General features: G+C 65.7%; 17 protein-coding genes. 6 read left to right on the top strand and 11 right to left on the bottom strand.

The window, feature by feature from the left end:
• Window positions 1-358 precede the first annotated feature (358 nt).
• On the top strand, window positions 359-1,591 hold the full coding sequence (locus tag OG326_RS19675; RefSeq protein ID WP_327139069.1) for an IS256 family transposase: 1,233 nt from the start codon (window positions 359-361) through the stop codon (window positions 1,589-1,591).
• Between the two features lie 622 nt (window positions 1,592-2,213).
• On the opposite strand, the gene OG326_RS19670 is transcribed toward OG326_RS19675, so the two are convergent.
• The 8 genes from OG326_RS19670 to OG326_RS19635 form a co-directional block, all read right to left on the bottom strand.
• The gene (locus OG326_RS19670; protein WP_327146106.1) at window positions 2,214-2,414 is read right to left on the bottom strand and encodes a DUF397 domain-containing protein; all 201 of its coding nucleotides are present in this window, start codon (window positions 2,412-2,414) and stop codon (window positions 2,214-2,216) included.
• Window positions 2,411-3,121: a DUF5753 domain-containing protein gene (locus OG326_RS19665; RefSeq protein ID WP_327146105.1), complete on the bottom strand. Its 711-nt coding sequence runs from the start codon at window positions 3,119-3,121 to the stop codon at window positions 2,411-2,413. The genes OG326_RS19670 and OG326_RS19665 overlap by 4 nt, the downstream gene beginning before the upstream one ends.
• Window positions 3,090-3,974 (bottom strand): ectoine hydroxylase, encoded by an 885-nt coding sequence (thpD, locus tag OG326_RS19660; protein WP_327146104.1) that lies wholly within the window; start codon window positions 3,972-3,974, stop codon window positions 3,090-3,092. The genes OG326_RS19665 and thpD overlap by 32 nt, the downstream gene beginning before the upstream one ends.
• A gap of 24 nt (window positions 3,975-3,998) precedes the next feature.
• Window positions 3,999-4,394, bottom strand: a complete 396-nt coding sequence (locus tag OG326_RS19655; RefSeq protein WP_327146103.1) for an ectoine synthase — start codon at window positions 4,392-4,394, stop codon at window positions 3,999-4,001.
• Between the two features lies 1 nt (window position 4,395).
• Window positions 4,396-5,670 carry a diaminobutyrate--2-oxoglutarate transaminase gene (ectB, locus tag OG326_RS19650; protein ID WP_327146102.1) on the bottom strand — a complete coding sequence of 425 codons (1,275 nt, stop codon included), beginning with the start codon at window positions 5,668-5,670 and terminating at the stop codon, window positions 4,396-4,398.
• Entirely contained in the window at window positions 5,667-6,185 is a 519-nt protein-coding gene (ectA, locus tag OG326_RS19645; RefSeq protein WP_442791042.1) for a diaminobutyrate acetyltransferase, read from the bottom strand. The genes ectB and ectA overlap by 4 nt, the downstream gene beginning before the upstream one ends.
• 139 nt (window positions 6,186-6,324) lie before the next feature.
• The gene (locus OG326_RS19640; protein WP_327146101.1) at window positions 6,325-7,287 is read right to left on the bottom strand and encodes a sensor histidine kinase; all 963 of its coding nucleotides are present in this window, start codon (window positions 7,285-7,287) and stop codon (window positions 6,325-6,327) included.
• The gene (locus OG326_RS19635) at window positions 7,274-8,011 is read right to left on the bottom strand and encodes a response regulator transcription factor (protein ID WP_327146100.1); all 738 of its coding nucleotides are present in this window, start codon (window positions 8,009-8,011) and stop codon (window positions 7,274-7,276) included. The genes OG326_RS19640 and OG326_RS19635 overlap by 14 nt, the downstream gene beginning before the upstream one ends.
• Before the next feature lie 278 nt (window positions 8,012-8,289).
• Between OG326_RS19635 and OG326_RS19630 the strand changes: the two genes are divergently transcribed.
• From OG326_RS19630 to OG326_RS19620, 3 genes are all read left to right on the top strand, one after another.
• Window positions 8,290-9,855 (top strand): adenylate/guanylate cyclase domain-containing protein, encoded by a 1,566-nt coding sequence (locus tag OG326_RS19630; RefSeq protein ID WP_327146099.1) that lies wholly within the window; start codon window positions 8,290-8,292, stop codon window positions 9,853-9,855.
• Between the two features lie 138 nt (window positions 9,856-9,993).
• Window positions 9,994-10,413, top strand: a complete 420-nt coding sequence (locus OG326_RS19625; protein ID WP_327146098.1) for a CD225/dispanin family protein — start codon at window positions 9,994-9,996, stop codon at window positions 10,411-10,413.
• Window positions 10,414-10,680: 267 nt separating this feature from the next.
• Window positions 10,681-11,763, top strand: a complete 1,083-nt coding sequence (locus OG326_RS19620) for a GGDEF domain-containing protein (protein WP_327146097.1) — start codon at window positions 10,681-10,683, stop codon at window positions 11,761-11,763.
• Window positions 11,764-11,813: 50 nt separating this feature from the next.
• Here OG326_RS19620 and OG326_RS19615 read toward each other — a convergent pair whose 3' ends face one another.
• Window positions 11,814-12,617 carry an SDR family NAD(P)-dependent oxidoreductase gene (locus OG326_RS19615; protein WP_327146096.1) on the bottom strand — a complete coding sequence of 268 codons (804 nt, stop codon included), beginning with the start codon at window positions 12,615-12,617 and terminating at the stop codon, window positions 11,814-11,816.
• A 72-nt stretch (window positions 12,618-12,689) separates the two neighbouring features.
• Here OG326_RS19615 and OG326_RS19610 point away from each other — a divergent pair, with 72 nt between their 5' ends.
• Window positions 12,690-13,586 (top strand): MarR family transcriptional regulator, encoded by an 897-nt coding sequence (locus tag OG326_RS19610; RefSeq protein WP_327146095.1) that lies wholly within the window; start codon window positions 12,690-12,692, stop codon window positions 13,584-13,586.
• 32 nt (window positions 13,587-13,618) lie between these two features.
• Here OG326_RS19610 and OG326_RS19605 read toward each other — a convergent pair whose 3' ends face one another.
• Complete coding sequence (locus OG326_RS19605; protein WP_327146094.1) at window positions 13,619-13,828, bottom strand: hypothetical protein; 210 nt, start codon at window positions 13,826-13,828, stop codon at window positions 13,619-13,621.
• A gap of 271 nt (window positions 13,829-14,099) precedes the next feature.
• The gene (locus tag OG326_RS19600; RefSeq protein ID WP_327146093.1) at window positions 14,100-15,062 is read right to left on the bottom strand and encodes an Lrp/AsnC family transcriptional regulator; all 963 of its coding nucleotides are present in this window, start codon (window positions 15,060-15,062) and stop codon (window positions 14,100-14,102) included.
• 117 nt (window positions 15,063-15,179) lie between these two features.
• Here OG326_RS19600 and OG326_RS19595 point away from each other — a divergent pair, with 117 nt between their 5' ends.
• Complete coding sequence (locus tag OG326_RS19595; protein WP_327146092.1) at window positions 15,180-15,977, top strand: inositol monophosphatase family protein; 798 nt, start codon at window positions 15,180-15,182, stop codon at window positions 15,975-15,977.
• Window positions 15,978-15,987: the final 10 nt, after the last annotated feature.

The raw sequence follows: 15,987 nt of genomic DNA, 5'->3' as shown, positions 1-15,987 counted from the left end.
CGGCTACAAACGGCAATGCCGTTCGGCGGGAGTCGAACCCGCGAATTCCCGCTCCGATAACCGATCAGCGCCGGCCCGTCTTCCATTCTCCTGTAATGCATTCGAGTGCGGACGGTCATGGTGCGCCGACCGGGACTGATATCAGGATCGCTCCGAATATCAGCAAGGAGTTGAACCTTGGTAACCGATAACCGATCAGCTCCGGCCCGCCCTCACTCGCCACAGCACGGTTGCGTCCACGAAGATGGTGTACGGCAGCTGATCAGCTGCTGAGTCTGGCGTAATCCCCGGACAGCAAGGTGGTCACCGCGTGATCCTCGAAGGACCTCTCACAGTCACTCGAAGGAGACTTCACGCGATGACCAATATCCAGCCTATCGACCCGGGCAAGCCGTTCGCCGACCAATTGGCGGTAATGGGCCCGGACCTGCTGCGCGAGATGGTGTCCAGCTTCGTGCAAACCCTGATGAGCGCCGAGGCCGACGCCGCCTGCGGAGCCGGCTACGGCGAACGCTCCGACGACCGGATCAACCACCGCAACGGCTACCGCCACCGCGACTTCGACACCCGCGTCGGCACCCTCGACGTCGCGATCCCGAAACTACGATCCGGCTCGTATTTCCCGGACTGGCTCCTGGAACGCCGCAAACGCGCCGAACGGGCCCTCACCAGCGTGGTCGCGACCTGCTATCTGCTCGGGGTCTCGACACGGCGGATGGAGAAACTCGTCGAATCCCTGGGCATCACAACACTTTCCAAGTCCCAGGTCTCGATCATGGCCCGCGACCTCGATGCCCAGGTCGAAGCATTCCGCACCCGCCCCTTGGATCAGGGCCCTTACACGTTCCTCGCCGCAGACGCCCTGGTGCTCAAGGTCCGCGAGAACGGGCGCGTGGTCAACGTCCACGCCCTGATCGCCACCGGCGTCAACGCCGACGGCTACCGCGAAATCCTGGGTATCCAAGTCACTTCCGGCGAGGACGGTGCCGGCTGGCTGGCATTCTTCCGCGACCTGGTCGCTCGCGGCCTGTCCGGGGTCGCGTTGGTCACCTCCGACGCGCATGCGGGTTTGGTGGCCGCGATCGGCGCGACCTTGCCCGGCGCGAGCTGGCAGCGCTGCCGCACCCATTACACGGTGAACCTGATGTCGGTTTGCCCGAAGAGTTCCTGGCCCTGGGTTCGCACCCTGTTGCATTCGGTATTCGATCAAGCCGATACCGAATCGGTTGCCGCCCAATATGATCGGATGCTCGACGCCCTGACCGAGAAGCTGCCCAGAGTCGCCGCGCACCTCGATGCTGCCCGCGCGGACCTGCTGGCGTTCACCGCGTTTCCCAAGCAGATCTGGCACCAGATCTGGTCGAACAATCCCCAGGAACGGTTGAACAAAGAGATCCGCCGCCGCACCGACGTGGTCGGTATCTTCCCCGATCGCACCGCGATCATCCGTCTCGTCGGCGCCGTCCTGGCCGAGCAACACGACGAATGGATCGAAGGACGCCGCTACCTCGGGTTGGACGTTCTTGCCCGCTCCCGCGGGCTCACCGACCCCGACGAACAGGAGGACACCACCGCGGCACTGACCGCCTGACCCACTACCGGATCAAGCGATGACCACCGTTGCTACACCACGCATTTGGACTTGACCCACAGCACACAGAGGTGAGCGGTCATGTTGTTCCGACCGACGTGTTGGCGCTCTACCAAACTGAGCTACGGAAGCAAGCTCCCGGCGAGATTCGAACCCGCGACATCCCCATTAGAAGTGGTAACCGACCGAATCCGGCCCGCTCACAAACCATCTGCTGTACTCGATCGACTGTAAATGTTCACCCCCACCACGCGCCAACCAATTTAGCCACACCCCACCCCTCGAGAGGCGACCTCCGTCGGCGCCCCCCTCCGATACAACGCCGAGCGGGCTCTGATGGTGGTGACACGCCGAGAAATCCCACCACCAGAGCCCTCTCGGCGATGCCTCAGGTCGTGCTCGCGCTTCGTCACCGGCCTCAGCGGTCAAAGATCGATGCGGGGCGACCAAATATTGCCGCGGTGACTGGGGGTTTGACCGCTCAGGCCGGGCCATCGCCGTATCAGACGCTACATGTCGAAGGACCTGCGCTGACGGCGGGTCCGGAATTGGTGTGGGCGGCGGACCATGCCGTCGTGGCGGGCATTTGACCGCTCAGGCCGGAGCCTCACCGTGCCACGCGCTAGATGTCGAAAGTGCCTGCGCGAAGGCCGACCAGGAAGCTGTCCCACTGCTGCGGACCGAAAGTGAGCGCTGGGCCGACTGGATCTTTGGAGTCACGGACGCCGACTGCTCCCCCGGCGAAGTGGGCGGCCTCTACGCAGGCATCCTGCTGAGCGGAGTAGCTGCTCTTGAACCAGCGCCTTCTGTCGGGGATGCTCACGGTGCGCACTCCTTCGCCGTCTGTACCAACATCTTTCGCGTATCCCCTTCATCCAACGCAAGTCGGCTGATTTCTACAAGCGCGCTGCGATAACGGTCAACCTCGGTGTCTCTTTCGAGGTAGAGGGCGCCGGTAAATCCCTCGACGTAGACCACCGGAGGCTCGATCCATTTGGTCCGAGTCCCGGAAGCGGTGTGCGACGGAAACTCCAGCAGGACGAAGTGGTCCGTTTGCAGCCCGAGATGCGACCCGACCCGATGCGGAACAATGCGTATGGAGACGTTTCGCCGGTCACCGAGCTCGGCGAGATGCCACAGAGACCTCGCCGTGACTGCCGGGCCGCCCACCTGATGGTGCGGCACCGACTCCGAAAGTAGTGCTGACACACAGAATTCCGGATCATCGAGCCGCTGCTGACGCTTCACGGTCACTTCCACGCGCTGCTCCACTTCAGCCGTGGACATCCAGGGAAAGACCGTCCAGATCATCGCGCGGCGATACTCGAGGGTCTGGAGTAGGCCCGGCAGCAACGTGAGATGCCATGTGGTGATCCTGCGGGCGGACTCGCTCGGGCATTGCGGTTGTTGGGCATGGAGGGTTGACGTTGAGGTCGAGCGGAAATGGCGAGAGGGACCGCCCTTCGGGTGGTCCCTCTCGACGGGGTGGCCGCGGTGATTACATGACCGGGGTGAAGTCGCGGCTGCCAACGTAGGTGGGGCGGGGCGTGGTGGCTGCGTAGGGGTCGGTCAGGGTGTTTTCCACGCTGTTGAAGACTATGAAGAGGTTCGAGCGGGGGAATGGGGTGATGTTGTTGGGGGAGCCGTGCATGATGTTCGAGTCGAACAGGAGGGCGGATCCGGCGCGGCCGGTGAACTGGGCGATGCCGTGGCGGTTCGCCAGGTCGGTGATATCGGCTTCGGAGGGGACGCCGATCTGCTGCTCCCGCAACGAGTCTCGGTAGTGCTGGGGCGGGGTGGAACCCTGGCACGGCACGAATGTCCGGTGCGAGCCGGGCATGACCATCAGGCTGCCGTTGAAGGGGAAATTGTCGGTCAGGGCGATGGAGAGGCTGACCGCGCGCGGTGCGGGCATTCCGTCTTCGGCATGCCAGGTTTCGAAGTCGGAATGCCAGTAGAAACCCGCGCCCCGCAGTCCGGGCATGTAGTTGATCCGGCTCTGATGGATATAGACCTCTGAGCCGAGGACCTGCCGGGCCAGTCCGGCAATTCGACTCTCGCGCAACATATTCGCGATCAGCACGCTGAGCTTGTGCACCTCGAAGATCGACCGGACGCGGTTCGATTCGCGCTCGATGACGACCCGCTCGTCAAGCATCAGCTCGGGATCGCCTGTCATGCGCTCGATCTCGGCCGCCACATCGGCGACCTCCGCACGATCGAGCAGGCCGTCCAGGATCGCGTACCCGTCGGCATCGAAGCCGGTCAGCGCCGCGCTCCCGACCTCGCCCCATACGGTGGGATCGGTGCGCTCCAGGTGGGGCGCGGGTCCGTCCGTGCGCGTCGGATATCGATCGAACCTGGTCTCGTACGTTGCCGTCATTCCCTGGAAACTCCCGTCATTCCACTAGTCGGTCGATACCGCGACGAGCGGGTAGATCCCGTTCTCGTCGTGCACTTCCTGGCCGGTGACCGGCGGATTGAACACGCACATCATGCGCATGCGGGTATGCGCGTGCAGCCGGTGCTTCTCATGCCCGTCGAGCAGGTACATCGACCCCGGACCCAGCTCGTAGTTGACGCCGTTGTCGAGATCGGTGAGACTGCCCTCCCCCTCGACGAGCCACACCGCCTCCACATGATTGAGGTAGTGGAACTCGTGCACGGTCGCAGGCTCGATCGTGGTCTCGTGGAACGAGAAACCCACACCGTCACCGCCGAGCACAATGCGCTTGCTGCGCCAACCCGCCTCTGCCACATCACGTTCGGTACCGGTGATCTCCGCAGTGCTACGCACGATCATTTCAGCGTCCCTTCCCGTCGCACACAACAGCGACCGCGTCGGCGATAATGGCGAGTCCGTGATCCAACTCGGGTTCGGTAATCGTCAGCGGCGGAAGCAATTTCATCACCTCGTCCTGGGCGCCGGAGGTCTCCACCAGCAGCCCGCGCTCGAAGGCCACCTGGGCCACCTTGCCCGCCTGGGACGGTTCTCCGAAGACCACACCGTGCACCAGGCCGCGACCGCGCGTGGACAGACCCTCGAATGCCCCGCACATCTCGTCCAGGGTGCGGTGTACCAGCTCACCCTTGGCCAGAGTCGCGGTGGAGAGCAGCGTGTCGGACCAGTAGTGCTCGAGCGCCACCTGCGCGGTCACGAACGCCGGGTTGTTACCGCGGAACGTGCCGTTGTGCTCCCCCGGCGCCCACTGGTCGAGCTCGGGACGCATGAGCACCAGCGCCATCGGAAGCCCGTAGCCGCCAATGGATTTCGACAGCGTCACGATATCGGGAATGATGCCCGCCTCCTCGAAGGAGAAGAACGGCCCGGTCCGCCCGCAGCCCATCTGCACATCGTCGACGATCAGCAGAATCTCACGCGCCGAACACAATTCGGACAGGGCGCACAGCCATTCGGGACGAGCGATATTGACGCCGCCCTCACCCTGGACGGTTTCGACGATCACCGCCGCGGGCTTGTCCACCCCGGAGGAAGCGTCATCGAGGATGGTCTCCATCCACACGAACGGATCGTCCTGCGAATCCGTCAGATAGCCGTCATAGGGCATCGGAGTCGAATGCGGCAGCGGCACACCCGCGCCGGCCCGCTTGGCGGCATTGCCGGTCACCGCCAGGGCGCCCAGCGTCATACCGTGAAAAGCGTTCGTGAAATTGAGAATAGAGGTCCGGCCCGTCACCTTGCGCGCCAGCTTCAGCGCCGCCTCGACCGCGTTCGCGCCGGTCGGCCCGGGGAACTGCACCTTGTAGTCCAGCCCGCGCGGCTGCAATATGGTGCGCTGCAATGTTTCCAGCAGACGACGCTTGGCGACCGTCGCCATATCCAGACCGTGCGTGATGCCGTCGCCCGCCAGGTATTCCAGCAGCGCCTGCTTCAGCACCGGATTATTGTGGCCGTAATTGAGCGCACCCGCGCCCGCGAAGAAGTCCAGGTAATCCCGGCCGTCCTCATCACGCAGCCAGGCTCCGGACGCGGTATCGAACACCGCGGGCCAGGAGCGGCAGTAACCGCGCACATTGGATTCTAGTTCGTCGAAAATGGTCAAATCGGGGGCAGTCATCGGCCCACCTCCTGGTCTATTGCCGTGGCTATACGGAACAGGTGTTCGGGTTCGTGTCCGTCCGGAAAATGGCCGGGATCGAAGAGCGGCCGCGCCGTGAGCAGCGCACCGCGGCGGCGGGCGAGTGCGGCGAACATAGCGGTCGACGCCGCATTGTCCGGCGAGACGGTCGTCTCCAGCGTGGAGACGCCCTGCCCGGCAAGGCCGTCCATCAGGGAGTCGAGCATGGCCCCGCCCAGACCGCGACCGCGATAGGCCTCATCCACCGCGACCTGCCAGACGAAAAACGTCCCGGGCTGCTGCGGGCGCAGATATCCGATGACGAATCCGCCCACCCTGCCGTCGATTTCGACCACCGCCGAGGTGTCCGCGAAATCGCGGCACCACAGCAGGTAGGCATAGCTCGAATTCGTATCGAGGACTCCGGAATCCGCGGCGATGCGCCATATCCGGGCTCCGTCCTCCAATGTCGGAGCCCGGACGAGAAATTCGTTGCTGCCGCGCACCGGAGGCAACGCGGAGTGCCGCTCTCGAGTGATTTGCTGGACTATTGCTTCGAATTGCTTCAATTGCGTCTGCATGACCCTTTCGAGCCTCGCGGACGAACTTTGAGGTCTTCTGTTGGGTTCTTTACGATCGTGTGACGATCCCGTGTCATCCGGTGACACCGGGCAGGCGAACGGTGAATCTGGCGCCGCCGCCGGGCCGTTCGCCGCACTCCACCCGGCCACGATGGGACGCAACGGTTTCCGCGACCAGGGCCAGCCCGATGCCCGTCCCGCTGGCGGAACGGCGGGCATTGCGGACTGTCGCGAAGCGCTCGAAGATGCGTTCACGTTCCGCCGCGGGCACTCCGGGTCCGGCATCGTCGACGGTGATCACCACCTCCGTCCCGACCCGCGAGGCGGTCACCGCGGTCACGCCGCCGCCGTGCCGCTTGGCGTTCTCGAACAGATTGCCGATCGCGCGCTCCAGCTCGACCTTGCGGCCGGAGATCATCACCTCGCCCGTCACCGTCAGCAGCTCCGGGCTGTACGAACGCTCGGCGAGCATATGTCTGAGCAGCTCCGCGACCGAGAGCGGTTCGGTATCCCCGCGATGCACCCCGGCCTCCACCCGCGCCAGCTCGAGCATGTCGTCGAGGATGTGACGCAGATGTTCGAGCTCGGCGCTGACGAACTCCAGTGCGCGGCGGGAACGCTCCGGCAGCTCCTCGGAATGCCGGTTCAGCACACCGACACTGGTGATCAGGGTGGTCAGCGGTGTACGCAGTTCATGGCTCACATCCCCGACCAGGCGGCGCTCGCGTTCGATGCGCTGCCGCAGGGAATCGACCATCATGTCGTAGTCGTCGACCGTCGCCGACAGCCGGCGACTCACCCAAATGCCCGCTGCCGCACCGAAAGCGCCCGCGGCCAGCGCACCGCCGATCAGCAGCCATACGGGATCGGCGCCTTCACGACCGACACAGTATCCGGTGACTCCCACCAGCAGCGCGATGAGCCCGGCTCCCAGTGTGAAGGCGAAAATCACACGGCTGCGCAGGGTTTCGGTGCGCATGATCGGCCGGGAGGAACGCGGATCCGGGACGGTACCGCCCGGATCAGCGCTGCGCATCGAGTCGATAACCCAGGCCCCGTACGGTCACCACGATCTGCGGATCGGAGGGATCGTGCTCGATCTTGGTGCGCAAGCGGCGCACATGCACGTCGACAATGCGTTCGTCGCCGAAAAAGCCGCGGTCCCAAATGCGTTCGAGCAGCGCCGTGCGACTGAGCACCCGTCCCGGACTCGCGGCGAGTTCGCACAGCACCCGGAATTCGGTGACGGTCAGATGCAGTTCCTCGTCACCGCGCCGCACCGTGCCGCCATCCGGCGAAAGCACCAGCGGCGAGTCCGGATCGGCGTCCAAGAGCACCTCTTCGGGCGCCTCCTCGGCCGCGTCATCGGGTGCATCATCCCGGGACGAGGCCAGCCGCGCCCGCCGGCGCAGCGCCCGCATACGCGCGGTGATCTCCTTGATCTCGAACGGTTTGGTGACGAAGTCGTCCGCGCCCGCCTCCAGTGCGGCGACCACATCATGGGTGTCGTCGCGCGCACTGACCACGATGATCGGCACATCATGATCGCGGCGCACCTCACGGATACAGGTGAATCCGTCCATTTCGCCCAGCATGAGATCGACGATCATCACATCCGGGACGCCGTGGTCGCGCAGATGTTCCAGGGCCGTCTCGGCCTCCTCGGCCTCGGCTACGTCGTAGCCTTCGTCCTCCATGGCGAGCCGCAGAGCGCCACGAACCCGGTCGTCATCCTCCACGATCATCAGGCTCGCACCCATACACATCCCTCACCTGCACACGGATGCGGCGAACCGCATCCTCACGATCACGCGCCTGCTGCCCGCAGGCGCGTCCTTCGAACACACGAAATGCCGAGTACCCGACCGAGTGGTCGCCAAACAACTCCCAGCAACCCCGGAGACCGGCACACCGCCGTGGACAGTGCCCTCTCGAACGTCTGACCAGCGGCAACCACCCTCGAATCGGCGCGATTCGGGGCACGACATCCGATCGGCGGACTGCGGCACCCGCACGGGCTCTCGCCTAGGCTGCACCCATGGTCGAGGGCGAGGGGGTCAGGGAGGCGCTGGGCGCGGCTCCATGGGGATCGAGGCTGCTCGGTCCCGCCGAGGAAGGGGCGATGTCCCGGCGGGTGCGCGTGCAGGTCCTGCTGACCGTGCCGCTGATCGGAGCGAATCTGATCGGCATCGCGGTGGCCATGGTGTTGATCGGGGTGGTCCTGCCCGGTCCGTCGGTGCTCACGCGCCGACTGGTACTGCTGAACTTCGTCGCGACCCCGCTCTACGCGGCGCTGGCCCTGCTGCTCGGAATGGTGTGGGGCACCGTCTGGGGACTGCGGACGCTGCGCTGGTCGACCGATCCGGACCGGATACCGAATGCCGAGGAGCGGCATGCCGCCGCCCGGGTGCCCAGGCGGCTGGTTCTGCAGCAGGCGCTGCTCTGGCTCGGCGGGATGGCGGTCCTCACACCGCTGTACGGACTGGCGGACCCCGCCTTCGTGCCGAAATTCGTGCTGGGCATCGGGTCCAGTGCGATTGTCGTCTGCGCCAACAGCTATCTGGCCGCGGAGTTCGCGCTGCGGCCGGTCACCGCACGAGTACTCGACGCCGCACCGTCGCGGCAGTCGCGCGGGATCGGAGTGTTCGGGCGCTCTGCGCTGGTCTGGATGCTCGGTTCGGGCACACCGGTGGCCTTGCTCATGGTGGTCGCGATCCTGGCGCTGAGCGGCGTGGATATCAGTACCGAGCGGCTCGCGGTCTGCGTGCTCTCGCTCGGCGGCGCCACGCTGGTCTTCGGCGGACTGCTCATGACACAGACGCTCGGCGCGACGGTCGCACCCATTCGCAGTGTGCGCAATGCGCTGCGGCGAGTCGAGGACGGTGACCTGGAAGCGGCGGTCACGGTTTACGACGGCACCGAATTGGGGGAATTGCAAAGCGGTTTCAACCGCATGGTGCTGGGATTGCGTGAGCGCGAACAGATTCGGGATCTGTTCGGCCGCCATGTGGGCCACGATGTCGCGGCGGCGGCGCTGCGGCGCAATCCGGAGCTGGGCGGCGAAGAATTGGATGCCGCAGCGATTTTCATCGATATCATCGGCTCCACCACCATGGCCGCGACCCGGCCGGCCCGTGAGATCGTGACGATTCTCAATGACTTCTTCGGCATAGTGGTCGACGAGGTCGAGCGATACGGCGGACTGCTCAACAAATTCGAGGGCGATGCCGCCCTCGCGGTCTTCGGAACGCCCGCACTGCTGCCCGATGCGGCCGGTTCGGCGCTCGCGGCCACCCGCGCCATCCGGGAGCGGTTGTCCAGCGAAACCACCGAATTCGATGCCGGTATCGGTGTCGCCGCCGGACGAGTCGTCGCCGGCAATGTCGGGGCCCACCGCCGCTACGAGTTCACGGTCATCGGTGACGCTGTCAATGAGGCTGCCCGCCTGTGCGAACTCGCCAAGAGCGATGAACACCGGGTGCTGGCCTCCGCGAGCACCGTGGATGCGGCCGCAGCTACCGAACAGAAGCACTGGGACATCGGCGAATCCGTGACACTCCGAGGGCGAATTCAGCCGACACGCCTGGCTCGCCCCCGTTTCTAGCGGCATTCAGCAACCATCCAGGAACATCACGGGTGTCTCACCGGCCATTCACTGGCGTTCACCAGACTTCGGTGACGTAATCGACCTCACAGCAGGTGGCGAACAGCGCCTACCTGGTCATTCGAAGAGGTTGTCACCATGACGAACCCGAAACCGGAATCGGAAGCAGACACTTCCCTCACCGAGCCGATCAGCACCGAACCCGCACCGGATACCACCGAACCCGAGCCGGTCGCGCCACCCGCGTTCCCCGTGCGGCGCCCGCCGAGCAATGTGGGCTGGGCGGTCGCGTCCCTGCTCGTCTTCTGGCCGCTGGCCTTCTCGGCATTCACCCACGCGCTCAATGTGTTTCCGCTCTGGAGCGAAGGTGATGTGGAGGGCGCGCAGCACGCGTCGCACCGGGCCCGATGGCTCGGCATCGTATCGCTGTGCGTCGGCGGCGCACTGATCGTGGTATTCGGAGCGCTGTATCTGATCCTGATGATCGTGATGATCCATCACGGACACCACCACCACGGCTTCTCCGGCGGACAGGGCCCGCGTATGCGCCGCGGCTGACCGGCGCGCTCGCCGCGCAAGCTGTATCCGGGCGGGTAAAACGCGGACCACCGCGCACTTCCCGCCCGGCAGCGCGCAGGGACTCGTACGGGCTGCGCCGGGTGCGCAGCCGCTACCCGCCGCCTGAGCCGGTGTGGGCCGCGCCTACGGCAGGGCCCGCGCACCGGCGTCTTACACTGGGTGCATCTGACAGGTGAAATCGCATTGACCCGGGCTTTCGTGGGTATGGCGGGTCATGCGCGGCGCGTGACCTACCAAACGGAGCCCATGGGTAGCAGTGCGGGATTGTTGAAATCATGGTGGCGGGATCCGATCGATCGCCGCTGGCTGGTGCACGTCCTGGAATCCCATTCGGTGCTGCGCTGGGAGCAGTGGTCCGTCGGCGCGGGCGGACTGGTCATGGCCTTCGTGGCCGCGGCGACGGCGGCCTCGCCCAGCGGCCCCTCCGATACGTCGGGGCGGGTGATCTTCGCCATCATCGGTATCGGCGCACTGCTGTGGGCGCTGCGATGGTGGTTCGGGCCGTGGCCGAGCGCGAAGGAATCGCTGATCCTGTTCGCCGCCGCGGATGTGAGCATCACCGTCGGCTGTCTGCAGGACTCCAATCGCGTATACGGCTCGCTCGGCGTCATTCTGCTGGTGGTCACCGGCTCCTATCTCACCTTCTTCCACAGTCCCAAAGTCCTTGCCGCGCATGCGCTCTGGTCGGTGCTGTCGGTGCTGGTGCTGTCCTGGCATATGGTGACCGGCGGCGGTGACATCTTCCTCGCCACCGCCATCGTGCTGATCGTCATGGCCGCGCTGGTGGTCGCGCTGCCCTCACTGCAGTTCATGTTCTGGCTGGTGCAGACCGAATCGATGTCGGATCCGCTGACGAAGCTGATCAATCGGCGCGGGCTCGAATTCCATTTGAGCAGAATGTTCGCCACCAGTGATCTGGCGCGGATCTGCGTCATGATCGTGGACCTGGACGGTTTCAAAAGCGTCAACGACCGCTTCGGTCATTCGGTGGGCGATGACGTGCTGATGCGGACGGCGCAGCGGATCCAGGCCGCCGCGACCCCCGATTTGATCGTGTCCCGGACCGGTGGTGAGGAATTCGCCGTGGTCGGGTTGATGTCCGCCGAGGAGGCCGGTGCCGCGGCCGAACTGTTCCGCCAATCCGCCGCCGCCCAGCACACCGTGCCGGTGACCGTGAGTATCGGCGTGGCCATCGGCGGCGATGGTCCGCATCCGACACCGCAGGTCCTGCTGCAGCGTGCCGATTCGGCCATGTATCAGGCCAAACATGACGGCGGAAATCGCGTGGTCATCGACGAGGCGATTCGGCCGGAGGCACGGCGCGGCTGAAGCGTCGCCGCGCGGCTGAACTCCCCCTGCGAGAGGTGAGCCGCCGGTGCTCAGTTGACGGTCGAGACCAATCCGCCGTCGATGCGCAGATTCGCGCCGTTGATGGACGCGCTGAGCGGACTGGCGAGGAAGGCCACCGAACTCGCGATCTCGGCGGGCTCGACCAGGCGATCCGACGGGTTGGCCAATGGCCCGTCGAGCAGCATTCGAGTCGCGGCGGCGACATCGTCGCCCAGACCGTGGCCCTGTGCGAACGCCCGGGCGAAGTCCCACCAGCCCTCGACCAGGACCGGGCCGGGGCTGACGGTATTGACCGTAATCCCGGTGGCGGCCAATTCCTTCGACAGACTGACGGTGAGATTGGCCAGCGCCGCCTTTGCGGCGCTGTAGGCCGCCCGCATGGGGAGCGGATCGGGGTGCGCCGCGCTGCCGATCTGAATTACCCTGCCCCACCGGCCTTCTCGCATCTGCGGCGTCAGCGCGTGGATCAACCGCACCGCGGAAGCGACATTGGTGTTGTAGAGCGCGAGCCAGTCGGTGGCGACGGCGGTGGTCCAGCCGTCCGCGCCGAGGCCGCCGGCATTGTTCACCAGAATGTCGATGCCGCCGAAAGCCGTTGTCGCGCTTACCGCTACCTCCTTCGCCGTCGCATCGGATGCGAGATCTCCCAGTGCGACGGCCGCCACGCCGCCGGTGGCCGTAATGGCGTCGGCGGTGGCCTTCGCCCGGTCGCCGTCGCGCCCGTGAACGACCACGGCGACGCCTTCGGCGGCCAATCCGAGCGCGATCGCGCGGCCTATGCCACTGGATGCTCCGGTGACGAGCGCTCGCTTGCCCTGCAGTTGTAGGTCCATATTCGGCCCAGCTCCTTGATTTGGATAAATAGCTTGAGTCCAAGCTATTGATCCGAAGCGTAGGCTGACCGGGTGTCGTCGTCAACCCGTGCGCAAACCGGCCCCGAGGGCCCGCAGGATTCCGTGGATCGGCTGCTGGCCGGATTGACCCGGTCGCTGCCCGAGCTCGATCACTCACCGGTGGCGGTGGTCCAGCGCCTCGGGCGGGTGCGGCGCATTATCGAGGCGGAAGTCGAGGCCGGATTCGCCGAGTTCGGGCTCACCGGTTCGGACTATGTCGCGCTGGCGACCTTGCGGCTGCACGAGGGCGCCGGCGGGATCTCGCAGCGGGTGCTGATGCGCGAGCTCGGGCTGACCTCCGGCACGATCAGCGTCCGCGTCGATCGACTCGTGGAGCAGGGTTTGGTCACCCGCTCCCCCGATCCGGGCGATAAGCGCAATACGCGCGTGGCCCTGACCACCGCGGGCCGTGAACTGTTCGACCGCGTCACGCCCGCGCACCTGAGCATCGAGGATCGACTACTCGCCGCGCTCGATCCCGAGCAGCGCGAGGCCCTGGAGAGCATTCTGCGCCGATTGCTGGTGTCCTTCGAAGGATCGGTTCCCGACGATGAATTTCCCAGGCTGGGAATGATTTTGGCGCCGGCGCACATTGCCGTGCAGATGCGCCGGGCAGTCGGGCTCCCCGAGTTCACCGGACTGCTGGTCCGGGAGGTCGAGCCCGGTTCGCGAGCGGAGGGCGCGGGAATCAGGACCGGCGATGTGCTGCTGCGCGCCGACGACCGAGATCTCCGCTCGATTACCGCATTGCACACGGCACTGAGCGCAGCGACAGGGTCCGGGACGCTTCCCATCTCACTGGTGCGCGGCGTCGACGCCCAGCACGAGGTCACTCTCGATATGAGCCCGCGCCCCACCGATACGGTTACCGCGCCGACCCCGAATACCGGCGGCGCGCACCTGATCTGACGGCAATCGCCGGCGAATTCCGAGAGGCGAATTCAGCCCATATCCGGGCGGCGATGACGGCCACTGCCTCCCGACTCGAGGTCGTCCGGGCTGACATTCGGCAACTCGACAGTTGGCGCGTCGAGCGCGCCGCGGAGACGGTTGAGAAAGGCATCCACACTGCCGTATCGATGCAGCACATCGGTCAGCAATTGCTGCGTTGTCAACAACTGCTGGGCCTTGGGAACTGTCACCGCTGTCATCGCCACCCTCACCTCGAATGTACGTAACCAGCTCGTACGGTAGGGGTTTCACCCGGCTGCACATTGCCACCGGGAGAGCCGAGCGAAACCCCCACCACCCGAACGGACCCAGGGACTTACCCCACACCTCCTGGACCGACCATCACTGTAGTGGCACGACTCGCCGCAGCGGAATGGGCAGTAGATGACTTATTGTGCCAACTTCTTTCCTGCGGGCAAACGCTTGGACACTCAAATTCGAAGTGGCACAACGGTACTATTTCGGTCACCACTATCGGATCGTCGCGCCTCGATAACCGGCACGCTGGACGGCGCGGCCGACCACGCTCGTATCGACGGTCGCGATATCCAGAGGGCCGAGCGTATCGGTGACGAATTCATAGAGTCCGGGCAAATTCCGGCAGAAGACCGTGGCGAGCAGATTCGTCGGCCCGGTCGTCGCCATGACCCCGTGCACACGGTGATCGCCCGCCAGCCGTAATCCGGTGTCGTGCAGCCGTCCCGGGGACACGCTCATCCAGATGTGCGCATCGACCGCGTAGCCCATCAGCGCCGCATCGATCGACACATGGGTGCGCAGCAGTCCCATCGCGCGCAACCGGTGCAGACGACGGCGCACGGTGGATTCGGATTGTCCTGTCGCGGTGGCCAAGACGGAGATCCCGAGGCGGGCGTCCCGGGTCAGCTCGGCCAGCAGGTGATTATCAGCGGCATCGGGCGCGGCGGACTCGGTCGCGGCCGGCGGCGTCAGCGCGGCGATCTCCTCGGGAGTGAGGTATCCCGCGCGCCAGTCGGCGGCGTCCGCGAAGACGTGCAGCACCGACAGGGCGGTGGTGGACACCACGGCACTGCTGGCCGGAAGTTGTTCGTAGATCAGGCGATCCCGCACCCGCGGATCGGCGATCGCGAGTGCGACGATCTCGTCGCCACTGAGGGTGATGTCCACAAAGGGCACATCCGGGCGCCGGGCGAGCGCATCGGCAATGGCATCGATACGACCTCGCAGCACCTTGGCGCGCAACACCATCGAGGCATCCGCCGGATAGGACGTGCGGGCCGGCACCCGGGTCACCAGCAGCCCCGCCGAGCGGGTCAGCCGCGACACACGGCGCGAGATCGTCCGGCCGGAAACGCCCAGTACGTCGCCGATCAGGGCGACCGGAGCGAAACCGTCGATCTGCAGGGCCGAGACGATGCGGCGGTCCAGATCATCCAGGGTGGTGTCCGATTCCATGCTTCTGTCCTTCTCCTTTGTCCAGTACTGAGCATATCCATCGCCCTGAGCGCTCTGTACGCGTGCAACGCCGATAGAACTGTCCGCAGCAACCACCGCACAGCGAAGGAGAAGATGATGACCAGCGCGACGATCGAGAGCACACAACTCGAGCAAGTAGTCGCTGCCGTGCGCAGGGCAGGCGCTCGCCAGGCCGCGGAATTCACTGCCATGGGCGCGGCGCCCAGCGACTGGGAGGAAATCCGCGCGGCACTGACCCACAATGATCAGCTGGCGGAGGACATCCTGCGTCCTGGACTGCAAGCCGTGCGACCGCATGCCGACTGGGCAGGCGAGTTCGAGACCGGACTGCTCGGCGCGGGTGAGTGGTGGGTGGTCGATACCGCCGACGGCAATGTCAATGCGGTACACGGTCTGCCCGAGTGGACGGTGGCCGTGAGCCTGGTCCGCGATGACACCGCGCTGCTGACCGTCGTGCACGCTCCGCTCTCCGGCGATACGTACACCGCGCTGCGCGGCGGCGGTGCGTTCCGCAACAACCTGCCGATCCATGCCTCCCGAAAGACCGATCTGGCGATGGCAATCGCCGCCACCGCCCAAGCCGCCCCGGGCCACACCGAGCGAAGCGATGAGGAGGGCCGATCGATCGCCGCAATGTACCGAAACGCCCTGGTCGTGCGCTCCGGCGTGCCGTCCACGCAGCATCTGGCACGGCTGGCCGCCGGACAGCTCGATGTGTTCTGGCTGCACGGTCAGGACCGGGCCGCCACCGTGGCCGGCGCGCTGCTCGTCGCCGAGGCAGGCGGTGTCGTCACCGATATCGGCGGTCGAGCGTGGACGCCTGCCTCCGACACCTTCCTGGCCACGGCGCCCGGCGTGCACGCCGCCGCTGTCACCGCACTCACGAACCACTGAACAAGGAGGA

The sequence above is a fragment of the Nocardia sp. NBC_01327 genome, from assembly GCF_035958815.1.
Lineage (GTDB): Bacteria > Actinomycetota > Actinomycetes > Mycobacteriales > Mycobacteriaceae > Nocardia.
Note: the sequence above shows the minus strand (reverse complement) of the source record. Positions and strands in the feature narration are given on the sequence as shown.

Excerpts from the sequence above, each read along its gene's own strand:
- OG326_RS19675 (WP_327139069.1), top strand. The coding sequence starts at position 359 with ATGACCAATATCCAGCCTATCGACCCGGGCAAGCCGTTCGCCGACCAA.
- thpD (WP_327146104.1), bottom strand. The coding sequence starts at position 3,974 with ATGACGGCAACGTACGAGACCAGGTTCGATCGATATCCGACGCGCACG.
- OG326_RS19655 (WP_327146103.1), bottom strand. The coding sequence starts at position 4,394 with ATGATCGTGCGTAGCACTGCGGAGATCACCGGTACCGAACGTGATGTG.
- ectB (WP_327146102.1), bottom strand. The coding sequence starts at position 5,670 with ATGACTGCCCCCGATTTGACCATTTTCGACGAACTAGAATCCAATGTG.
- OG326_RS19640 (WP_327146101.1), bottom strand. The coding sequence starts at position 7,287 with ATGCGCAGCGCTGATCCGGGCGGTACCGTCCCGGATCCGCGTTCCTCC.
- OG326_RS19635 (WP_327146100.1), bottom strand. The coding sequence starts at position 8,011 with ATGGGTGCGAGCCTGATGATCGTGGAGGATGACGACCGGGTTCGTGGC.
- OG326_RS19630 (WP_327146099.1), top strand. The coding sequence starts at position 8,290 with ATGGTCGAGGGCGAGGGGGTCAGGGAGGCGCTGGGCGCGGCTCCATGG.
- OG326_RS19625 (WP_327146098.1), top strand. The coding sequence starts at position 9,994 with ATGACGAACCCGAAACCGGAATCGGAAGCAGACACTTCCCTCACCGAG.
- OG326_RS19620 (WP_327146097.1), top strand. The coding sequence starts at position 10,681 with ATGGGTAGCAGTGCGGGATTGTTGAAATCATGGTGGCGGGATCCGATC.
- OG326_RS19615 (WP_327146096.1), bottom strand. The coding sequence starts at position 12,617 with ATGGACCTACAACTGCAGGGCAAGCGAGCGCTCGTCACCGGAGCATCC.
- OG326_RS19605 (WP_327146094.1), bottom strand. The coding sequence starts at position 13,828 with ATGACAGCGGTGACAGTTCCCAAGGCCCAGCAGTTGTTGACAACGCAG.
- OG326_RS19600 (WP_327146093.1), bottom strand. The coding sequence starts at position 15,062 with ATGGAATCGGACACCACCCTGGATGATCTGGACCGCCGCATCGTCTCG.
- OG326_RS19595 (WP_327146092.1), top strand. The coding sequence starts at position 15,180 with ATGACCAGCGCGACGATCGAGAGCACACAACTCGAGCAAGTAGTCGCT.